This is a genomic window from Halococcoides cellulosivorans (assembly GCF_003058365.1).
Lineage (GTDB): Archaea > Halobacteriota > Halobacteria > Halobacteriales > Haloarculaceae > Halococcoides > Halococcoides cellulosivorans.
In genome coordinates, this window is record NZ_CP028858.1 from 1,497,631 (window position 1) to 1,512,168 (window position 14,538).

Sequence of the window (14,538 nt, forward strand, 5' to 3'; positions counted from 1 at the left end):
AGCGACGACCGCTGTCGTGTGAGTGGACTGGACCTCGACGCCGCGGCGCTCGACCGGTACTCCCGGCAGATCATCATGGACGAGATCGGGGTCGAGGGCCAGGCGGCGCTGTGTGAGGCGTCCGTGCTGGTGGTCGGGGCCGGCGGCCTCGGATCGCCGGCGATCGCGTACCTCGCGGGCGCGGGCGTCGGTCGACTCGGGATCGTCGACGACGACGTCGTCGAGCGCTCGAACCTCCACCGGCAGGTGATCCACACCGAGGCGGACCTCGACCGGCCGAAAGTCGAGAGCGCCCGCGCGTTCGTCGCCGCGCGGGCCCCCGAGGTGACCGTCGAGACCCACGAGACGCGCCTCGACCGAGACGCCGTCGCGGCCCTCGTGGCCGAGTACGACCTCGTCGTCGACGGGTCGGACAACTTCGCGACGCGATTCCTCCTCAACGACGCCTGCACGCTCGCAGACACCCCCGTCTCCCACGGTGCCGTCTACCGTTTCGAGGGGCAGGTCACGACCGTCGACGGCGGCGCGCCGTGTTACCGCTGTCTGTTCGAGGAGGCACCCCCGGCGGACGCGGTCCCCGACTGTGCGACGGCGGGCGTGCTGGGCGTCCTCCCGGGAACGATCGGCACGATTCAGGCGACCGAGGCGATCAAACTCCTCCTCGACTACGGCGAGTCGCTCGCGGGGCGGATGATCGCGTACGACGCCGAGCGGTTGTCGTTCGACGAGATTCCGTTCGCGCCGAACCCCGACTGTCCGGTCTGTGGCGCCGACGCAGTCGACAGTCTCGACGAGATCAGCTACACCGATCGCTACGGCATCGAGACCACCGACACCCCGTGTTGAGAACGGCGACTGCCGACCGTCAGCCCCCGCTCACGGGGGGCAAGAGTGCGAGTTCGTCGCCGTCTGCGACCGGTTCGTCGAGGCCGTCGCCGGTCGCGACGTCCGTGCCGTTGACGAGCACGCTGACGTGGTCAGCGACGGTCGACCCGTCGAGGACTCGCTCGCGGAGGGCCGGCCGACTCGCGACCAGCGCGTCGAGCGCGTCGTCGACGGTCGCCCCGTCGTCGAGTGTGATCGTCACCTCACGCTCGCCGGCAACGTCCGCGAGGTCAGCGAACAGTCGCCATTCCATATGCGCGATCGGGGCGCGATCGGAAAGACCGTTCCGGTCGTGTCGGTCTCGACACCCGTCCGCCGTCGGCAACGCCGCGTGTGCCGGCGCCCGTCCGCCGTCGGAGGCGCCGCGTGTTCCGTGACTCGTCGACTCGGTCGACGGCCGGCCAGTCCAGCCCCGACGCCGAGAGATATTGTCGCGACAATTCAATTGTCTCTGTCAGAGATTACCCAGATAAACCGTTATAGACCGCTCGAACGGCGATCGAGCGGCAGTCCCCGGTATTCTTCGACAGCCTTAATTGAGTGTCTATTCAAGTCTTCGTCGATGAATCACGCGACGGATCGACTCCGGCGATACATGGAGGACGAACTGGGCGAGTGCCGGGACGACGACGTGGAGGCGCGTCTCGAAGAACTCGGATCGCTGGAACGGGCCATCGGAGACCAGCTATCGAGCGACCTCGACGTCCTCTCGGCGCTCGCGAGCGAGACCCGCTATACGCTCGTGCGGGCGCTCGTCGCCGCCCGCGAGGAGTTGTGCGTCTGTGAACTCCAGGGGCTGGTCGATGTCAGCGAGAGCGGGTTGAGTCACGCGCTCTCCGAACTCGTCGAGGCGGGACTACTCACCGGTCGGAAGGACGGCCGCTGGAAGAAGTATCGGGCGACGAACCGGGCGATCGCGATCGTGACCGTCCTCGACGGGAGCGTCGGGTCGGACGCGACCGCCACGGAGGACCAGCGATGAGCGCGGTCGAGCACGACCACGGGCCCGACTGTGGCTGTCCGGACTGTGGCGACCCACGGTCGATGGATTTCCTCGACAAGTACCTCACCGTCTGGATTTTCGGCGCGATGGCGATCGGGGTCGGCCTGGGCTATATCGCCCCGGGCGTCACGGGACCCATCCAGGAGTTCCACCTCGTCGAGATCGGGTTGATCGCGATGATGTACCCGCCGCTGGCGAAGGTCAACTACGGGCAGTTGCCACGCGTGTTCGCCCAGTGGCGCGTCCTGGGCCTGAGCCTGATCCAGAACTGGCTGATCGGCCCGACGCTGATGGTGGGGCTCGCACTGATCTTCTTCGGTGGGATCGTGCCCGGACTGCCCGCGCGCCCCGACTTTTTCCTCGGGCTGGTCTTCATCGGGATGGCGCGGTGTATCGCGATGGTGCTGGTCTGGAACGACCTCGCTGATGGATCGAGCGAGTACGCCGCAGGACTGGTCGCGTTCAACAGCGTCTTCCAGATCCTGACCTACGGGGTGTACATCACCGTCTTCGCGCTCGTGTTGCCCGAAGTGCTCGGGCTGGAGACACTGACCGCGGGGATCGACGCGTTCGAGATCACGGCCAGACAGGTCTTCGAGGCGATCGCGATCTTCCTGGGGATCCCCTTCGCCGCGGGGATCGCCTCGCGGGTCGTTGGCACCCGCACGAAAGGCACCGAGTGGTACGACGAGTCGTTCGTGCCGACGGTCGATCCGCTCACGCTGATCGCGTTGCTCTTTACGGTGATCGTGATGTTCGCGATGCAGGGCGAGCGCATCGTCGGCCAGCCGACCGACGTACTGTTGATCGCCGTGCCGTTGACGATCTACTTTATCGTGATGTTCGTCGTGAGCTTCGCGATGGGCCACCGGATCGGTGCGGACTACTCCACGACGACGGCGATCGGGTTCACCGCCGCCTCGAACAACTTCGAGTTGGCCATCGCCGTCGCCGTCGCGGTGTTCGGCGTCGGATCGAGCGTCGCCTTCACGACCGTCATCGGCCCGCTGATCGAAGTGCCGGTCCTGCTATCCTTGGTCTACGTCGCGCTGTGGCTTCAGCGGACCATCGACTGGCGCGGGCACACGACTGGACAACTCGATAGCACGACACCGACGAGCGCTGCGGACGACACCGACCCCGACACGGAGGACGACTAACATGACAGAAGCGGCTGATCCAACGGATACGACTCGAATCGCCTTCGTTTGCGTCCAGAACGCCGGTCGTTCGCAGATGTCGACGGCGTTTGCCGAACGCGAGCGCGCAGAGCGCGGCCTCGAGGATCGCGTCGAGATCCTGACCGGTGGGACTCATCCGGCCGACGCAGTCCACGACGAGGTGGTCGCCGTGATGGACGAACGCGGAATCGACCTCTCGGATCGGACGCCACGGGCGGTGACGACCGACGAACTCAGTTCGTGTGACGTCGTCGCGACGATGGGCTGTTCGACGCTCGACGTGAGCGCGGTCAGTGACGACGTGGACGTTCGGGACTGGGCCCTGGCCGATCCGGACGGCGAGGACCTCGATCGCGTCCGCGAGATCCGCGACGAGATCGAACGGCGGGTCGGCGCGCTGTTCGACGAACTCAGCGCCGAATAGGGGCCCGCCGGCCGAGAACGTCGTCCGGATCGGCGTGGCGATCGATCGCTCGTCGGTCGGGAGTCACCGTCGAGCAAACCACCCGAGATGTCCGATCGTTTGCAGTCAATATTCGGGTGGGACAGCCATGTTATATACTCGATGCACATATAATATTTATTATGGATGAGCGCGCCCGTTCGACTCTCGACACAGACGATCACGTCGACACGCCCCCACAGACGACGCGACGCGCGGTCCTCACGGCGGGTGGGACGATCGCACTCGGGGGTCTCGCCGGCTGTGTTGCGGTCGATGGGCTTTGGGATCGAGCCAGTGAGCGAGCGATCGGGACCACGTCGGCGTCGCCAGCCAGTTTCTACAGCGGTGGCGCAATCGACGACGTGACGGCGTACAGAAGCGGTCCGATCGACGTCCGGTTCGTCCCACCGACGCTGCGAGCCGAGTCGCGACGGATCGACATCGACGGCTGGAGCACCAGCGCGGCCACGAACGCACAGGACTACAACTCCTCGCGGTCGAACAAGCCGCGGACGACCTACTGGCCCGATCCCGATTCGGACGGCGACGGAATCTCGACGCTCGTGACCGTCCTCGACATCGAGCGGTCGCTGGTGGTCTATGCCGACGCCGCCATCGGGGCCATCGAAGAGCGGTCGGCCGACGACGCGACGGCAGCCCTCGACGCGTTCGTCGACGCGACGACGGCGGTCCAGGCGGCCCTCGACGGCTGTCCGACCGAGCTTTGCAGGACTGTTTCCGACCACGCGGACGGCCGGAAAGATCTCGCCCGGGACGCGACCGACGCCGTGAGCGCGGGCAGGTGGGACAGCGCGCGGCGATCGATCCAGCAGGCCCGGCGGATCGTCCAGAGCGATATCGACCGCATCCACGACGACCTCGACAGCGATGGCGACGGACTCCCGGACGCCACGAAGTCCCTCTACGAGTACCTCGACGGAGAGCCGACGATCGCAGAGCAGTTCGTCGTCAGTCTCCCGGACACCCGCGTTCCCGACGGCCCGGCGCTCGAATCGGAACTCACGCCCAAGCGCGTGCTCGAATATTTCACCGGCGACCGCAACGCCGAGGGCTGTGCCGACAGCGACAGGGCCGCCGCGGTCCATCGGGACCTGGCCTGTCGTGACCTCCTCACCGCGACGATCGCACTCGATGGGGGCGACCTCGACCAGCATCGAGACATCGACACGAAAGACATCCGACGCGGCGTCGCTGCCTTCGGAACCACGAGCGGTGTCGTCGTCACCGGCGCGTCGCCAGCGGCCGCGGTCGCCGAGCCGATGGCCCGGGTCACGAGTGACTGCTGTGCGGCGGACACCTGCTGTTTCGATTACGATTCCTGGGGCGAGGAGATCACCGCCGGAGCGGCGACCGTGACCCCAACCTTCGTCGTCCCCGTGGTCGCGACGCCGCCAGACTGCCCGTCTCCGATCCCCGCGCTCTTGTACGTGCGCCGGATCCGCCACGACGACCAACTGCTCTACGTCGGCGGGTGGCACATCGACGACGGCGCGCTCTACGAGAACAGCGCGACGCTACTGGTCGCCGACGGCCCGAACGTCGTCGCCGGCGTCACGCGCTCGGACATCGAAGACGGCGCTATCGACCTCGTGAAAATGGCAAGCGACGACAGAGTCGTTCGGAAAAAGCCCGGGCGGACGAAATACGCGACCGCGACGGTGACCGGCCGGTACGACCCGGACGCCGAGTACCTTCCGGCAGGGGCTCACTCGGTGTGTCGATCCGACGGAGACCTCTACTGCTGGGGCGTGCAGTCTCGGGAAGCACTCGCGACCCACGACACGACCGACTGCGACGACCGGGACCCCGACGTCCGCCCGTCGGCCGTCACGACGGCGCTCGACGCTCCGGTCCTCCACCTCGTCGAGGCTGGGGACGCATCGAACGACGTGAAGTTCAAAGCGGGGGCCGAGCTGTCGAAATCGGTCAATTAGGGTCAGGCCCGCTCAGCGCGTCGGTTTCCGCGCCTCGATCGTCGCAGAACGGATATACTCGCTCGGATCGTGGTCGTCGTCCCACTCGCTGATAAAGGCCGCACTGTCCGCGTTCGGCTCGACCCGAATATCGACGAATCCAGCGTCCGCGAGCAGGTCCTCGACGGTTTCGACGGTCGAGGCCCCGGCGACACAGGCCGCCAGCGAATCCGGATCAGAGGCGATGTCCTCGGGCAGCGGCGCGGTCTTCACCACATCGGAGACGGCAAGTCGACCGCCGGGGGCAAGTGCGCGAAACGCCTCCGCGAACACCTGGTCTTTGGCCGGCGAGAGATTGATCACACAGTTCGAGATAACGACGTCGACGCTCGCGTCAGCCACCGGTAGGTGCTCGATCTCGCCCAGTCGGAATGCGACGTTCTCCCCGTCGGTGTCTTCGGCGTTGGCCCGGGCTTTCTCGACCATCTCGGGAGTCATGTCGACGCCGATGACCTGGCCCTCCGGCCCGACTTCCCGGGCGGCGAGAAAGCAGTCGAAGCCCGCCCCCGAGCCCAGGTCGAGCACCCGCTCGCCCGCCGACAGATCCGCGATCGCTTTCGGGTTCCCACAGCCGAGACCGAGATCCGCACCGTCCGTGACCGCCGCGATGTCTTCGGGGGAATACCCGAGTCGTTCGCTGTCCGTGCCAGTCGTGTCCTCACAGCACGCGTCGTCGCTCGTCGCCCCCGTCCCCGAACAGCAGGACCCACCGTCGTCGCTCGCGACCTCGGCGTAGCGGTCCCGGACGAGACGGCGCTGGGCGTCTGCATCACGATTCTCGGCCGATCGCTCCGACGGTGTGTCACTCATTGATGTCGAAGTGCGTCGAGGCAGTCGAGAAGCTGTTCGGCGTCGTCAGTCACACCGTAGTATCGCCAGGACCCCTCCTTTCGACGGGTGAGAAGTCCGGCCGCGGACAATCGTGAGAGTGCCTGGCTGACCCCGCTCTGAGAGATCCCGACCGCCGATTCGAGATCGCAGACACACACGTCGCCGTCGGCCGCGCGAATGCGACGGACGAGTTCGTACCGCGTGTCGTTGCCCAGTGCCGAGAGCATCTGGACGTCTGCGTCGATCGTGTCCGTATCGACCGCAGGAACGGTCGTACAACACGCCTCGCCGCCTGTATCGGCATCGTCGGGGCGGACCCCAGCCTCGCTCGTTTCGGAACTCATAGTAGCATATGATGATATAAGCAGATGTAAATATATCGATTGCGATCGTGGACGCCGTCTCGATCACCAGCAGCAGGGTTGGCTTCCATCGCGACCTCCGTCGTTCACGACCATTTCTATTTCAACCCGTTTTGAAACCGATGCGTATATGAGCAGCGGTGTTTTAGATTAGTTTGAAATGGTGGTGACGCAGTGACCGCAGTCGAACTACTCGTCCAAGTACTCCGGGCAGGTGTCGACGAGACGCTGTCCTACCTGACGTTGCACGTCGTCACGTGCCTGGTGCCGGCCTTCTTCATCGCGGGAGGGATCTCAGCGATCCTCTCGGATCACTTCGTGACCAAGTACCTCAGCGCGGACGCCCCGAAACTCCACGCCTACACGCTCGCGTCGGTGTCGGGCATCGCGCTCGCGGTGTGTAGCTGTACGATCCTCCCGATGTTCGCCGGCCTGTACAAGAAGGGTGCGGGAATCGGCCCCGCGACGGCCTTCCTGTTCTCGGGGCCGGCGATCAACGTGCTGGCCGTCGTGTTCACCGCGAGTGCACTGAGTCTCCCGCTCGGTGGGGCAAGGGCCTTTTTCGCCGTGACGATGGCCGGTGCGATTGGCCTGACGATGGCCGCGGTCTTCGGGGAACCCGAAGGCGAGAGTCCGGACGGACGGCCCGTCGCCACCGACGGGGGAGTCGTCACCGAACGCGACCGGCCGCTCTGGGTGACGGGCGGCTTTTTCGGCAGCCAGGTCGCGATCCTATTGATCGCCGCGACGGGACTGCTGACCTGGACGGTCAAAGCGCCGCTGCTCGCGCCGCTGTTCGCTGTCCTCGGATACTTGCTCTGGACCCAGTTCGATCGGAGCGAGATCGACGCGTGGCTCGAAGAGACGTGGTTTTTCACGAAGACGATCTTCCCACTGCTGATCGCCGGAACCTTCGTGATCGGGATCATCGGTGCGATCGCGGCGATCGCCCAGGGGATGGGGCCCCTGGCGACGGTCACGACCGACGCTGGCGAGACGTTCGCGGCCCACCAGGTCGCGCCGGGCCTACTCACTCAGGGGATCTTCGGTGAGACGACCGTCCTCTCGACCGCGCTCGGGGCGGTCATCGGCGCAATCCTCTACATGCCGACGCTGCTCGAAGTGCCGATCATCGGCTCGCTGTTCGGGTACACCAACGGCCTGATGGCCGACGGGCCCGCACTCGCACTCCTGCTCGCGGGCCCGTCGCTGTCGCTCCCGAACATGCTGGTGATCTGGAAGACCATCGGCACGAAACGGACGGCGCTGTACGTCGCGCTCGTCGCCAGCGCGGCCACGATTGCAGGCCTAATCTGGGGCCTGATCATCGCCCCCATTTGACATATCGCTCTCGAACACCCACGGAAACCACACCACACGACTCCACACGACACACCACAACCCATGAACATCGAAGTCATCGGCCCCGGGTGTCCCCGGTGCCAGAAAACCGCGACGCGTGTCGAACAGGCAATCGAGCGACTCGATCGTGACGCCTCGATCGAGAAAGTCGAGGATCAGATGGCCATCATCGACCGTGGCGTGATGCACACGCCCGCCGTCGCCGTCGACGGTGAAATCGAAATCGAAGGCGAGATTCCCGCCGTCGACGAGTTGGTCGAGGTGTTCCAGTCGGCGTAGCACCGCACTCCCGATTGTGGACGCGAACGTGGTCAGCGGCCACTCAGCGGACGGCCTCGGTCGCGGCCCGCATCGCTTCGAGTGCCTCTTTGATCGACTCGACGTCGGTCGCATACGAGATGCGCGCGTGGCCCGCGCCGCTCGGCCCGAACGCCTCGCCGGGCACGACGATCACGTCGCGTTCGAGGACGGCCTCGACCCAGCCCTCGGGGACTTCTGGCATCGCGTAGAACGCCCCCTCGGGCGTCGGTGTGCGCAACCCCATATCCGAGAGCCCATCGAGGACGACGTCACGACGGCGTTCGAACGCCGCGACCATCTCGTCGACGGCGTCCTGAGTCCCGGTCAGCGCCGCCTCGGCGGCGAACTGGGCGGGCGCACTCGCACACGCCTGGACGTACTGGTGGGCACGAAGCATGCGCTCGATACGGTCGTGGTCTGCGGCGACCCACCCGAGTCGCCACCCCGTCATCGAGTACGTTTTCGAACAGGCGTTGACCATCACGACGTTCTCGCCGTCCGCCATCGGTGAGTGGTGATCGACGCCGTAGCGGATGCGCTCGTAGACCTCGTCGGTGAGACAGACAATATCGTGTTCGTCTGCGATCCGGGCGAATGCCTGCATATCGGCCTCGCTCTGGACCGCTCCCGTCGGGTTCGCGGGGCTGTTGACGACGAACATCGCCGTCTCCGGGGTGATCGCATCCTCGACGGCGGCGGGGTCGAGCGAGAGGTCGTCCCGGACGGGGACCGTTCGGGGCGTGGCGTCCGCGAGTCGCGTCAACGCTTCGTAGGAGACGAATCCCGGATCGGGGATCAGCACCTCCTCGCCCGGGTCGACGTGCGCGGCGATCGCGAGATAGAGTGCTTCCGACCCCCCGGCAGTGACGATGAGATTCTCGGGGTCGACCGCGAGATCGTGTTCACGGTCGTGATAGTCGGCGATCGCCTCGCGGAGTTCGGGCCGGCCCTTGTTCGAGGTGTAGGCGTCGGCCTCGCCCGCTCGAATCGCGTCGCTGGCGGCCTCGTGGACGTGATCGGGCGCCGGGAAGTCTGGCTGACCGAGTCCGAGGTTGATCGAGTCCTCGCTGGCGGCCTCGAACACCTCACGAATCCCCGAGATCGACACCTGCTCGACGCGGGTCGCGAATCTGGACATGACCGTCGATCGGCGTCGATCCGGCATAGGGTTGGTGATCGGTGACGGCGAGAGACGGCGTCGAGACGACAGCGAGGAGAGCGACGATCGAGTGGCGATCGAATAGCGGTCGAATGACGATCGAGTGGCGATCTGACGATTAGCGCCGCTCACGGGCGCGATCGACGACACGTTCGAGTCGATCCAGATCCGGTTCGTAGTCCTCCGGGAGTCGAACCGGCAGATCGTCAGTGTCCCGCTCGGCGAGCAATCGAGCGAGCCGTCCGGGATGCTGTTCGGCGATCTCCCCACGATCGAGGTCGGTCGCGGCGAGCACCGCTGCGTCGTCTGCGGTGGCGCCCAGCACCATCATGCGGGCCCGCTCGACGAGGTGGTCCGTTCGATCAGGCGGCAAATCGACGCGTCTGGCGAGTCGTCGCGGATCGGCGTCGGCCAGATCGCCGACGCGCTCGACGTCGCCGTCCGCGAGGCGTTCCTGGAGACGATCACCGACGCCCTTGACCGCGTGAACGGGTTTGCGCGACCACTCCGTGGGCTCACGCTCGGGTCGCTCGTCGTCCGTCCGCCCGTCGTCGGTATTCGAGTCACCGTGGCTCGGCCCATCCCCGTCGTCTTCGGGCAACAGGATCGGATGCTCGTAGGTCTGGCCGTCGGGCCCACTCGACGCTCCAGACTGATCGTCCGAGCCCTGAGACTCCTCGATGGGGGGCAGATCGCCCGCATCGACGGCGTCCTGGAGGCTCTCGACGACCGACGGGTCGAGTCTGGCCCCGAGGTCGTCCCAGGTCAGTCCCGGCACCGGACTGGCCGCCGCGGGGGAGTCCTCGCCGCCGTCACCGGTGCGAGTCGGCAGTTTCCCACCAGGGGACAGCTGTAGGCGGAAGCTCCCGCCCGTTCCGCCGGGGACGATCGAAAGCTGGTCGGATCCGTCGCCCGACGCGCCGGTGTCACCGAGGGTTGGGAGGTTTCCGAGTCCGCCGCCGAGCCCTCCGCCACCTGGACTATCACCGCTCTGTCCACCCTGACTGTCGTCGGACTCTTCGGGAGTTTCGACGCCGAACGGGACCTCGACTTCGACATCGGCGACCCTGAGCGACGGCTGGTCGTCGGGGCGCTCGTCGTTGCGGGCTTCGATCTCGTCGACCGCCTGCTGGAGGTCGCGCTGTACCAGATTCATGACCGCACCGATTCGTGGCATGTTACTTGAAGTGCATACTCGTCGAGAGTTCGCCGACGGCGTCGCCGTTCAGCCCCGCCGGCGGGGCAGCGGCGTCGATCACCGACGCGTCGAGCTGATCGTCGAACGCGACTTTCACGTCGAGGTCGATGTCCTCGACGACCGGTTCGGGCACGCCACCGCTGGCGACCCGCTGGAGGGCGTCTTTCCGTGGCTGACCGATCTCGGTCGCGATCGCCTCGCGGACACGCTCGACCGCGGCCTCGGTGAGAAAGGCCAGCCCGTTACGGACCTCCAGAGTCGCCTCGCGATCGGCCAGCAGGTCGACGCCCAGCTCCGCGAGGGCGTCGTAGCTCCGGGCTCGATCCGGAGGGACGAACTCGGGATGGAGAAAGACCTCGTTCGGTCGGATCGCAGAGTGACCGGGCTGCCAGGTCTCGAGATAGCGATCGAGCGCGTCGCCCGAGAGCGCGTCGCCCAGGAGATCGCGCGGCGGTTCGTCGAGCGGCGGACATCGCTCGGCCAGCACGGCCCGCACCTCACGCTCGTCGGCGAACGCCGCGGGCGGATCGTCGAGTCGGGCTTCGAGGTCCGCGAGGCTGGCCGCCGTGCGGCGCTCGCCCGCGAGTGCGCCCGCCGCGCCGTCCTCGACGAGCCGTGAGAGCACCGTCGAGAGTCGCCCCATCGATCACTCGCTCTCGCCGAAGCCACCGCCTTCGTTCGGGCGGAGTGGCTGGTAATCGCCGCGGATGTTGATCTCGACGCGGCCCATGATGTCGACCGAGGCCTCACTGCTCGACATCTCGCGTTTGGTCATCGTCGAGACCGACGTGTTGTGGTGGTTGGCGTACCCACCGACGTTGAACGACCCGAGCGAGAGCCCGGCGTTGGCTCCCGCACTGGTCGACGAGCGGTCGTACTCCGTGTCGGTCTGGCGGGTGTACTCCGAAGCGTTGGTATTGAAGTTCAGCTTCGTCTCGATCGTCCCGTCGTCGACGACGACACGGACGATGCCCTGCGAGACGAGGTCTTTCAGGGCTTCGAGGCGCGGGCCGGCGATGTCACGGCGGACGCACTTGCGGATCGTGGTCACCTGTTCGCCACTCAACTCCAGGGTCGGCTCCTCGCCCTCGGAGCCGCTCGCGTCGTCGGGAGCGGGAAGCGTCAGATTGAGTTCCTCGGCCTCGTCGCCGAGTTTTCGGTTCAGAATCTCGAGATCGGTCTTCGTCAACGTTCCGGGCTCGTCGGTCGTGCCGACCGCCGTCGTGCCGGATTCCTCGCCGGGGAACTTGCCGATCAGCCAGTCGGTGACGTCGCGATCGATCACCGCCTCCTGTTCGAACTCCGAGACCGACATCGACACCTTCTCCACCAGATCGGCGTACGCCTCCTGCTGGCGAATCATCGAGGTGACGATGGCGTTGAAGGTGTCCTCGATCAGTTTCGAGGTGAACTCGGGGAACTCGATTTCGTCGAGGCGCGTGGCGTTGTCGACCGCGTCGGATGCTGGTGGCATGAACTGTTCCTCGAACGACCACTCGACGGGCGGTCTTATAGGTATAGACGTATCGGCAATTTCGGCAAAGGCTGCCGACGCGCGTGCCGGTCGCAGGATGCGGGCCCCACGACCGACGAGACGGCGACGACGGTCGAATCGACAGGCCGACGAGGCCAGCGAGACGAGGAAGACGGCCGATATATGGGGTGCAATTTTACAGTGGAGTGGAGACTCACATCTCGTGTGACACGAACTCTCCTGAGCCGGATATCGACCGGCGGACTGATCGTCCTCGTCGGACTGGCACTGCTCGCTCGAACGACCGAACTGTTCGACGCGGGACTGGTCTGGACGTGGCTGCCCGCGCTGTTCGTCGTGCTTGGCGTGTGGGCACTTCTCGCCAGCCAGTTCCGCAACCTGACCGGGCCGGTGATGGTGATTGCCGTCGCCGGGGCGGTTCTCGCGCGGAATCTCGACGTGATCAGCGACGCCACGCTCGGTCGGTGGTGGCCACTGCTCGTCGTCCTCTTCGGCGTCTTGCTCGTCGTCGGCCGCTCTCGGCGCCGTCGGTCGAGCCCCGGGGCCACGACCGGCGAGGTGAGCGTGCTGAGCGTTCTCGGCGGGAGCGAACGCCGGATCGGCCCGACGTTCACTGGCGCAGAAGTCCTCTCGGTGTTCGGGGGGTCGGAACTCGATCTGCGGGAGACGGACGTGCCGACCCCGCCGGCAGTTCTCGACACGATCACGCTCTTTGGCGGAACCGAACTCCGCGTGCCCAGCGACTGGGTGGTTCAGATCGACGCGCTCGCGCTGTTCGGCGGGATCGAAGACGATCGACAGGCTCCGAGCGACGGCCCCGCGAGGACCGAGGAGGGCCCCGACCTCGTGATTACGGGGCTCGTGCTGTTCGGCGGCCTCGAAATCTCTCACTGAGCACTCACTCGTTTTCGAGCTTTTCGACGGCCTCTTCGAGGTTGTTGACCATCTGAGCTTGCTCTTCGTTGGCGGCGTAGATATTCTGAGTTTCGCTGGCGACGCGTTCGGCCTGATCGGCCACCTGATCGACGACAGAAGCGACCTCTTCGGCGCTGGCGGCCTGATCGTCGGTCGCCTCTGCGACCTCTTCGATGCCCCGAGAGGCTTCTTCGATCGCCTCGACGATTTCGTCGAGGGCAGACATCGTCGCTTCGGCCTGGTCGATCCCGGCGTCGACCTGTTCGCGCGCCTGATCGAGACTCGTGACGGTCTCGGTCGTATCGGTCTGAATCCCTTCGATCATCGACTCGATCGTCGAGGCGTTGTCCTGGGCGTCTTCGGCCAGGTTCTTCACCTCGTCGGCCACGACGGCGAACCGCTCGCCCTGCCCGCCGGCCTGAGCGGCTTCGATGTTGGCGTTCAAAGCGAGCATGTTGGTCTGATCCGCGATGTCGTTGATCACCTCGACAATTTCGTCGATTTCGTCGACACGTCCCTTTAGATTGTCGAGGTCGTCGGCCAGGTCGACGAACGCGGAATCGATGTTCTCCATCTCGTCGATCGCCGCGTCGGCCGTCTCGGATCCATCGCGAGCGCGCTCTTGGGCAGAGTCACTCGTCGCGGCGACCTCCTCGGCGCTAGAGGCAACTTCCTCGATCGACGCGCTCAGAGTGCTGATCTCGTTGGCGACCTCGTCCATCGAGTCGGTCATCTCCTGTGCGCCCGAACTGATCTCGTCGGAACTGGAGGCCACGTCGTCGGCGTTCTGGCTGAGTTCACCGATCGAGTTCGACACTTCATCGGCGGCGGCTTTGACGTGCGAGATGTCTTTGAAACTCTCGGTGATGCCGACGACCTCGCCGCGATCGTCGGTGATCGCCTCACTGACGAGCAGCGTCTGTCTGGTCTCGCCGTTGGGCAGTTCCTTCTCGACTTCGACCTCGACGCGGCGTTCGTTTCCCTCCATGATCTGGCGCATCGTGCAGTTTTCGGTGCCACAGAACGCGCCCGACATCTGATTCATGCACTTGAGATCCTGACGATCGCAGTCGACGCCAGTCCACTCGGTCATCACGCGATTCTGTTTGACGACGTTCAGATCGCCGTCGATGACGCGCTGGGCCGATCCAGAGGTATCGTACAGTTGGTCGGGATCCTCTTCGAGGACGATTTCGACGTCGGGGAGGTCTTCCTCGACGGGGCCGGCCGGGTCGTTCGGAACGGAAGCCATCTGAGTCCCACCGTCGGACTCGATAGAAGTCGACCCGTCGGGCGATGGCGATTCGTCGGGGTTCTCGGTGTCGGGACGTTCGGGACGGGTTTCGGACGTGTCGGCCGGAGTGCCGACGGCGTCGAGAATCGATTGGAGGGACAGTCGGGGGACCAT

The 14,538-nt window shown here is 65.8% G+C and carries 16 protein-coding genes; 8 read left to right on the forward strand and 8 right to left on the reverse strand.

The genetic code is table 11. The features are described from left to right. Window positions 1-18: 18 nt before the first annotated feature. Complete coding sequence (locus tag HARCEL1_RS07380; RefSeq protein WP_108381910.1) at window positions 19-846, forward strand: HesA/MoeB/ThiF family protein; 828 nt, start codon at window positions 19-21, stop codon at window positions 844-846. A gap of 19 nt (window positions 847-865) precedes the next feature. Here HARCEL1_RS07380 and HARCEL1_RS07385 read toward each other — a convergent pair whose 3' ends face one another. Beyond that, a complete protein-coding gene (locus HARCEL1_RS07385; protein WP_108381911.1) occupies window positions 866-1,138 on the reverse strand; it encodes a ubiquitin-like small modifier protein 1 in 273 nt (90 codons plus the stop codon). Window positions 1,139-1,447: 309 nt separating this feature from the next. On the opposite strand from HARCEL1_RS07385, the gene HARCEL1_RS07390 reads away from it, so the two are divergent. The 4 genes from HARCEL1_RS07390 (at window position 1,448) to HARCEL1_RS07405 (ending at window position 5,469) form a co-directional block, all read left to right on the forward strand. Beyond that, the gene (locus HARCEL1_RS07390; protein WP_108381912.1) at window positions 1,448-1,867 is read left to right on the forward strand and encodes an ArsR/SmtB family transcription factor; all 420 of its coding nucleotides are present in this window, start codon (window positions 1,448-1,450) and stop codon (window positions 1,865-1,867) included. Beyond that, complete coding sequence (arsB, locus tag HARCEL1_RS07395) at window positions 1,864-3,048, forward strand: ACR3 family arsenite efflux transporter (RefSeq protein ID WP_108381913.1); 1,185 nt, start codon at window positions 1,864-1,866, stop codon at window positions 3,046-3,048. The genes HARCEL1_RS07390 and arsB overlap by 4 nt, the downstream gene beginning before the upstream one ends. Before the next feature lies 1 nt (window position 3,049). Continuing rightward, window positions 3,050-3,493, forward strand: a complete 444-nt coding sequence (locus HARCEL1_RS07400) for an arsenate-mycothiol transferase ArsC (protein WP_108381914.1) — start codon at window positions 3,050-3,052, stop codon at window positions 3,491-3,493. 161 nt (window positions 3,494-3,654) lie between these two features. Beyond that, the gene (locus tag HARCEL1_RS07405) at window positions 3,655-5,469 is read left to right on the forward strand and encodes a hypothetical protein (protein WP_108381915.1); all 1,815 of its coding nucleotides are present in this window, start codon (window positions 3,655-3,657) and stop codon (window positions 5,467-5,469) included. 12 nt (window positions 5,470-5,481) lie between these two features. Here HARCEL1_RS07405 and HARCEL1_RS07410 read toward each other — a convergent pair whose 3' ends face one another. Continuing rightward, a complete protein-coding gene (locus HARCEL1_RS07410) occupies window positions 5,482-6,318 on the reverse strand; it encodes an arsenite methyltransferase (protein ID WP_108381916.1) in 837 nt (278 codons plus the stop codon). Further along, window positions 6,315-6,683, reverse strand: coding sequence for an ArsR/SmtB family transcription factor (locus HARCEL1_RS07415; protein ID WP_108381917.1), 369 nt, complete (start codon window positions 6,681-6,683; stop codon window positions 6,315-6,317). The genes HARCEL1_RS07410 and HARCEL1_RS07415 overlap by 4 nt, the downstream gene beginning before the upstream one ends. Window positions 6,684-6,875: 192 nt before the next feature. Here HARCEL1_RS07415 and HARCEL1_RS07420 point away from each other — a divergent pair, with 192 nt between their 5' ends. Both HARCEL1_RS07420 and HARCEL1_RS07425 read left to right on the forward strand, forming a co-directional pair. Further along, entirely contained in the window at window positions 6,876-8,042 is a 1,167-nt protein-coding gene (locus HARCEL1_RS07420) for a permease (protein ID WP_108381918.1), read from the forward strand. A gap of 63 nt (window positions 8,043-8,105) precedes the next feature. Further along, a complete protein-coding gene (locus HARCEL1_RS07425; RefSeq protein WP_108381919.1) occupies window positions 8,106-8,342 on the forward strand; it encodes a thioredoxin family protein in 237 nt (78 codons plus the stop codon). 43 nt (window positions 8,343-8,385) lie between these two features. Here HARCEL1_RS07425 and HARCEL1_RS07430 read toward each other — a convergent pair whose 3' ends face one another. The 4 genes from HARCEL1_RS07430 to HARCEL1_RS07445 form a co-directional block, all read right to left on the reverse strand. Continuing rightward, window positions 8,386-9,501 (reverse strand): pyridoxal phosphate-dependent aminotransferase, encoded by a 1,116-nt coding sequence (locus HARCEL1_RS07430; protein WP_108381920.1) that lies wholly within the window; start codon window positions 9,499-9,501, stop codon window positions 8,386-8,388. A gap of 139 nt (window positions 9,502-9,640) precedes the next feature. Beyond that, window positions 9,641-10,699: a hypothetical protein gene (locus tag HARCEL1_RS07435; protein WP_108381921.1), complete on the reverse strand. Its 1,059-nt coding sequence runs from the start codon at window positions 10,697-10,699 to the stop codon at window positions 9,641-9,643. Window position 10,700: 1 nt separating this feature from the next. Beyond that, window positions 10,701-11,363 carry a hypothetical protein gene (locus tag HARCEL1_RS07440; RefSeq protein WP_108381922.1) on the reverse strand — a complete coding sequence of 221 codons (663 nt, stop codon included), beginning with the start codon at window positions 11,361-11,363 and terminating at the stop codon, window positions 10,701-10,703. Between the two features lie 3 nt (window positions 11,364-11,366). Next, complete coding sequence (locus tag HARCEL1_RS07445) at window positions 11,367-12,194, reverse strand: hypothetical protein (protein ID WP_108381923.1); 828 nt, start codon at window positions 12,192-12,194, stop codon at window positions 11,367-11,369. Window positions 12,195-12,419: 225 nt separating this feature from the next. On the opposite strand from HARCEL1_RS07445, the gene HARCEL1_RS07450 reads away from it, so the two are divergent. Further along, entirely contained in the window at window positions 12,420-13,109 is a 690-nt protein-coding gene (locus HARCEL1_RS07450; RefSeq protein WP_159077053.1) for a LiaF transmembrane domain-containing protein, read from the forward strand. 4 nt (window positions 13,110-13,113) lie between these two features. On the opposite strand, the gene HARCEL1_RS13755 is transcribed toward HARCEL1_RS07450, so the two are convergent. Further along, window positions 13,114-14,538, reverse strand: a complete 1,425-nt coding sequence (locus HARCEL1_RS13755; protein ID WP_233357310.1) for a methyl-accepting chemotaxis protein — start codon at window positions 14,536-14,538, stop codon at window positions 13,114-13,116.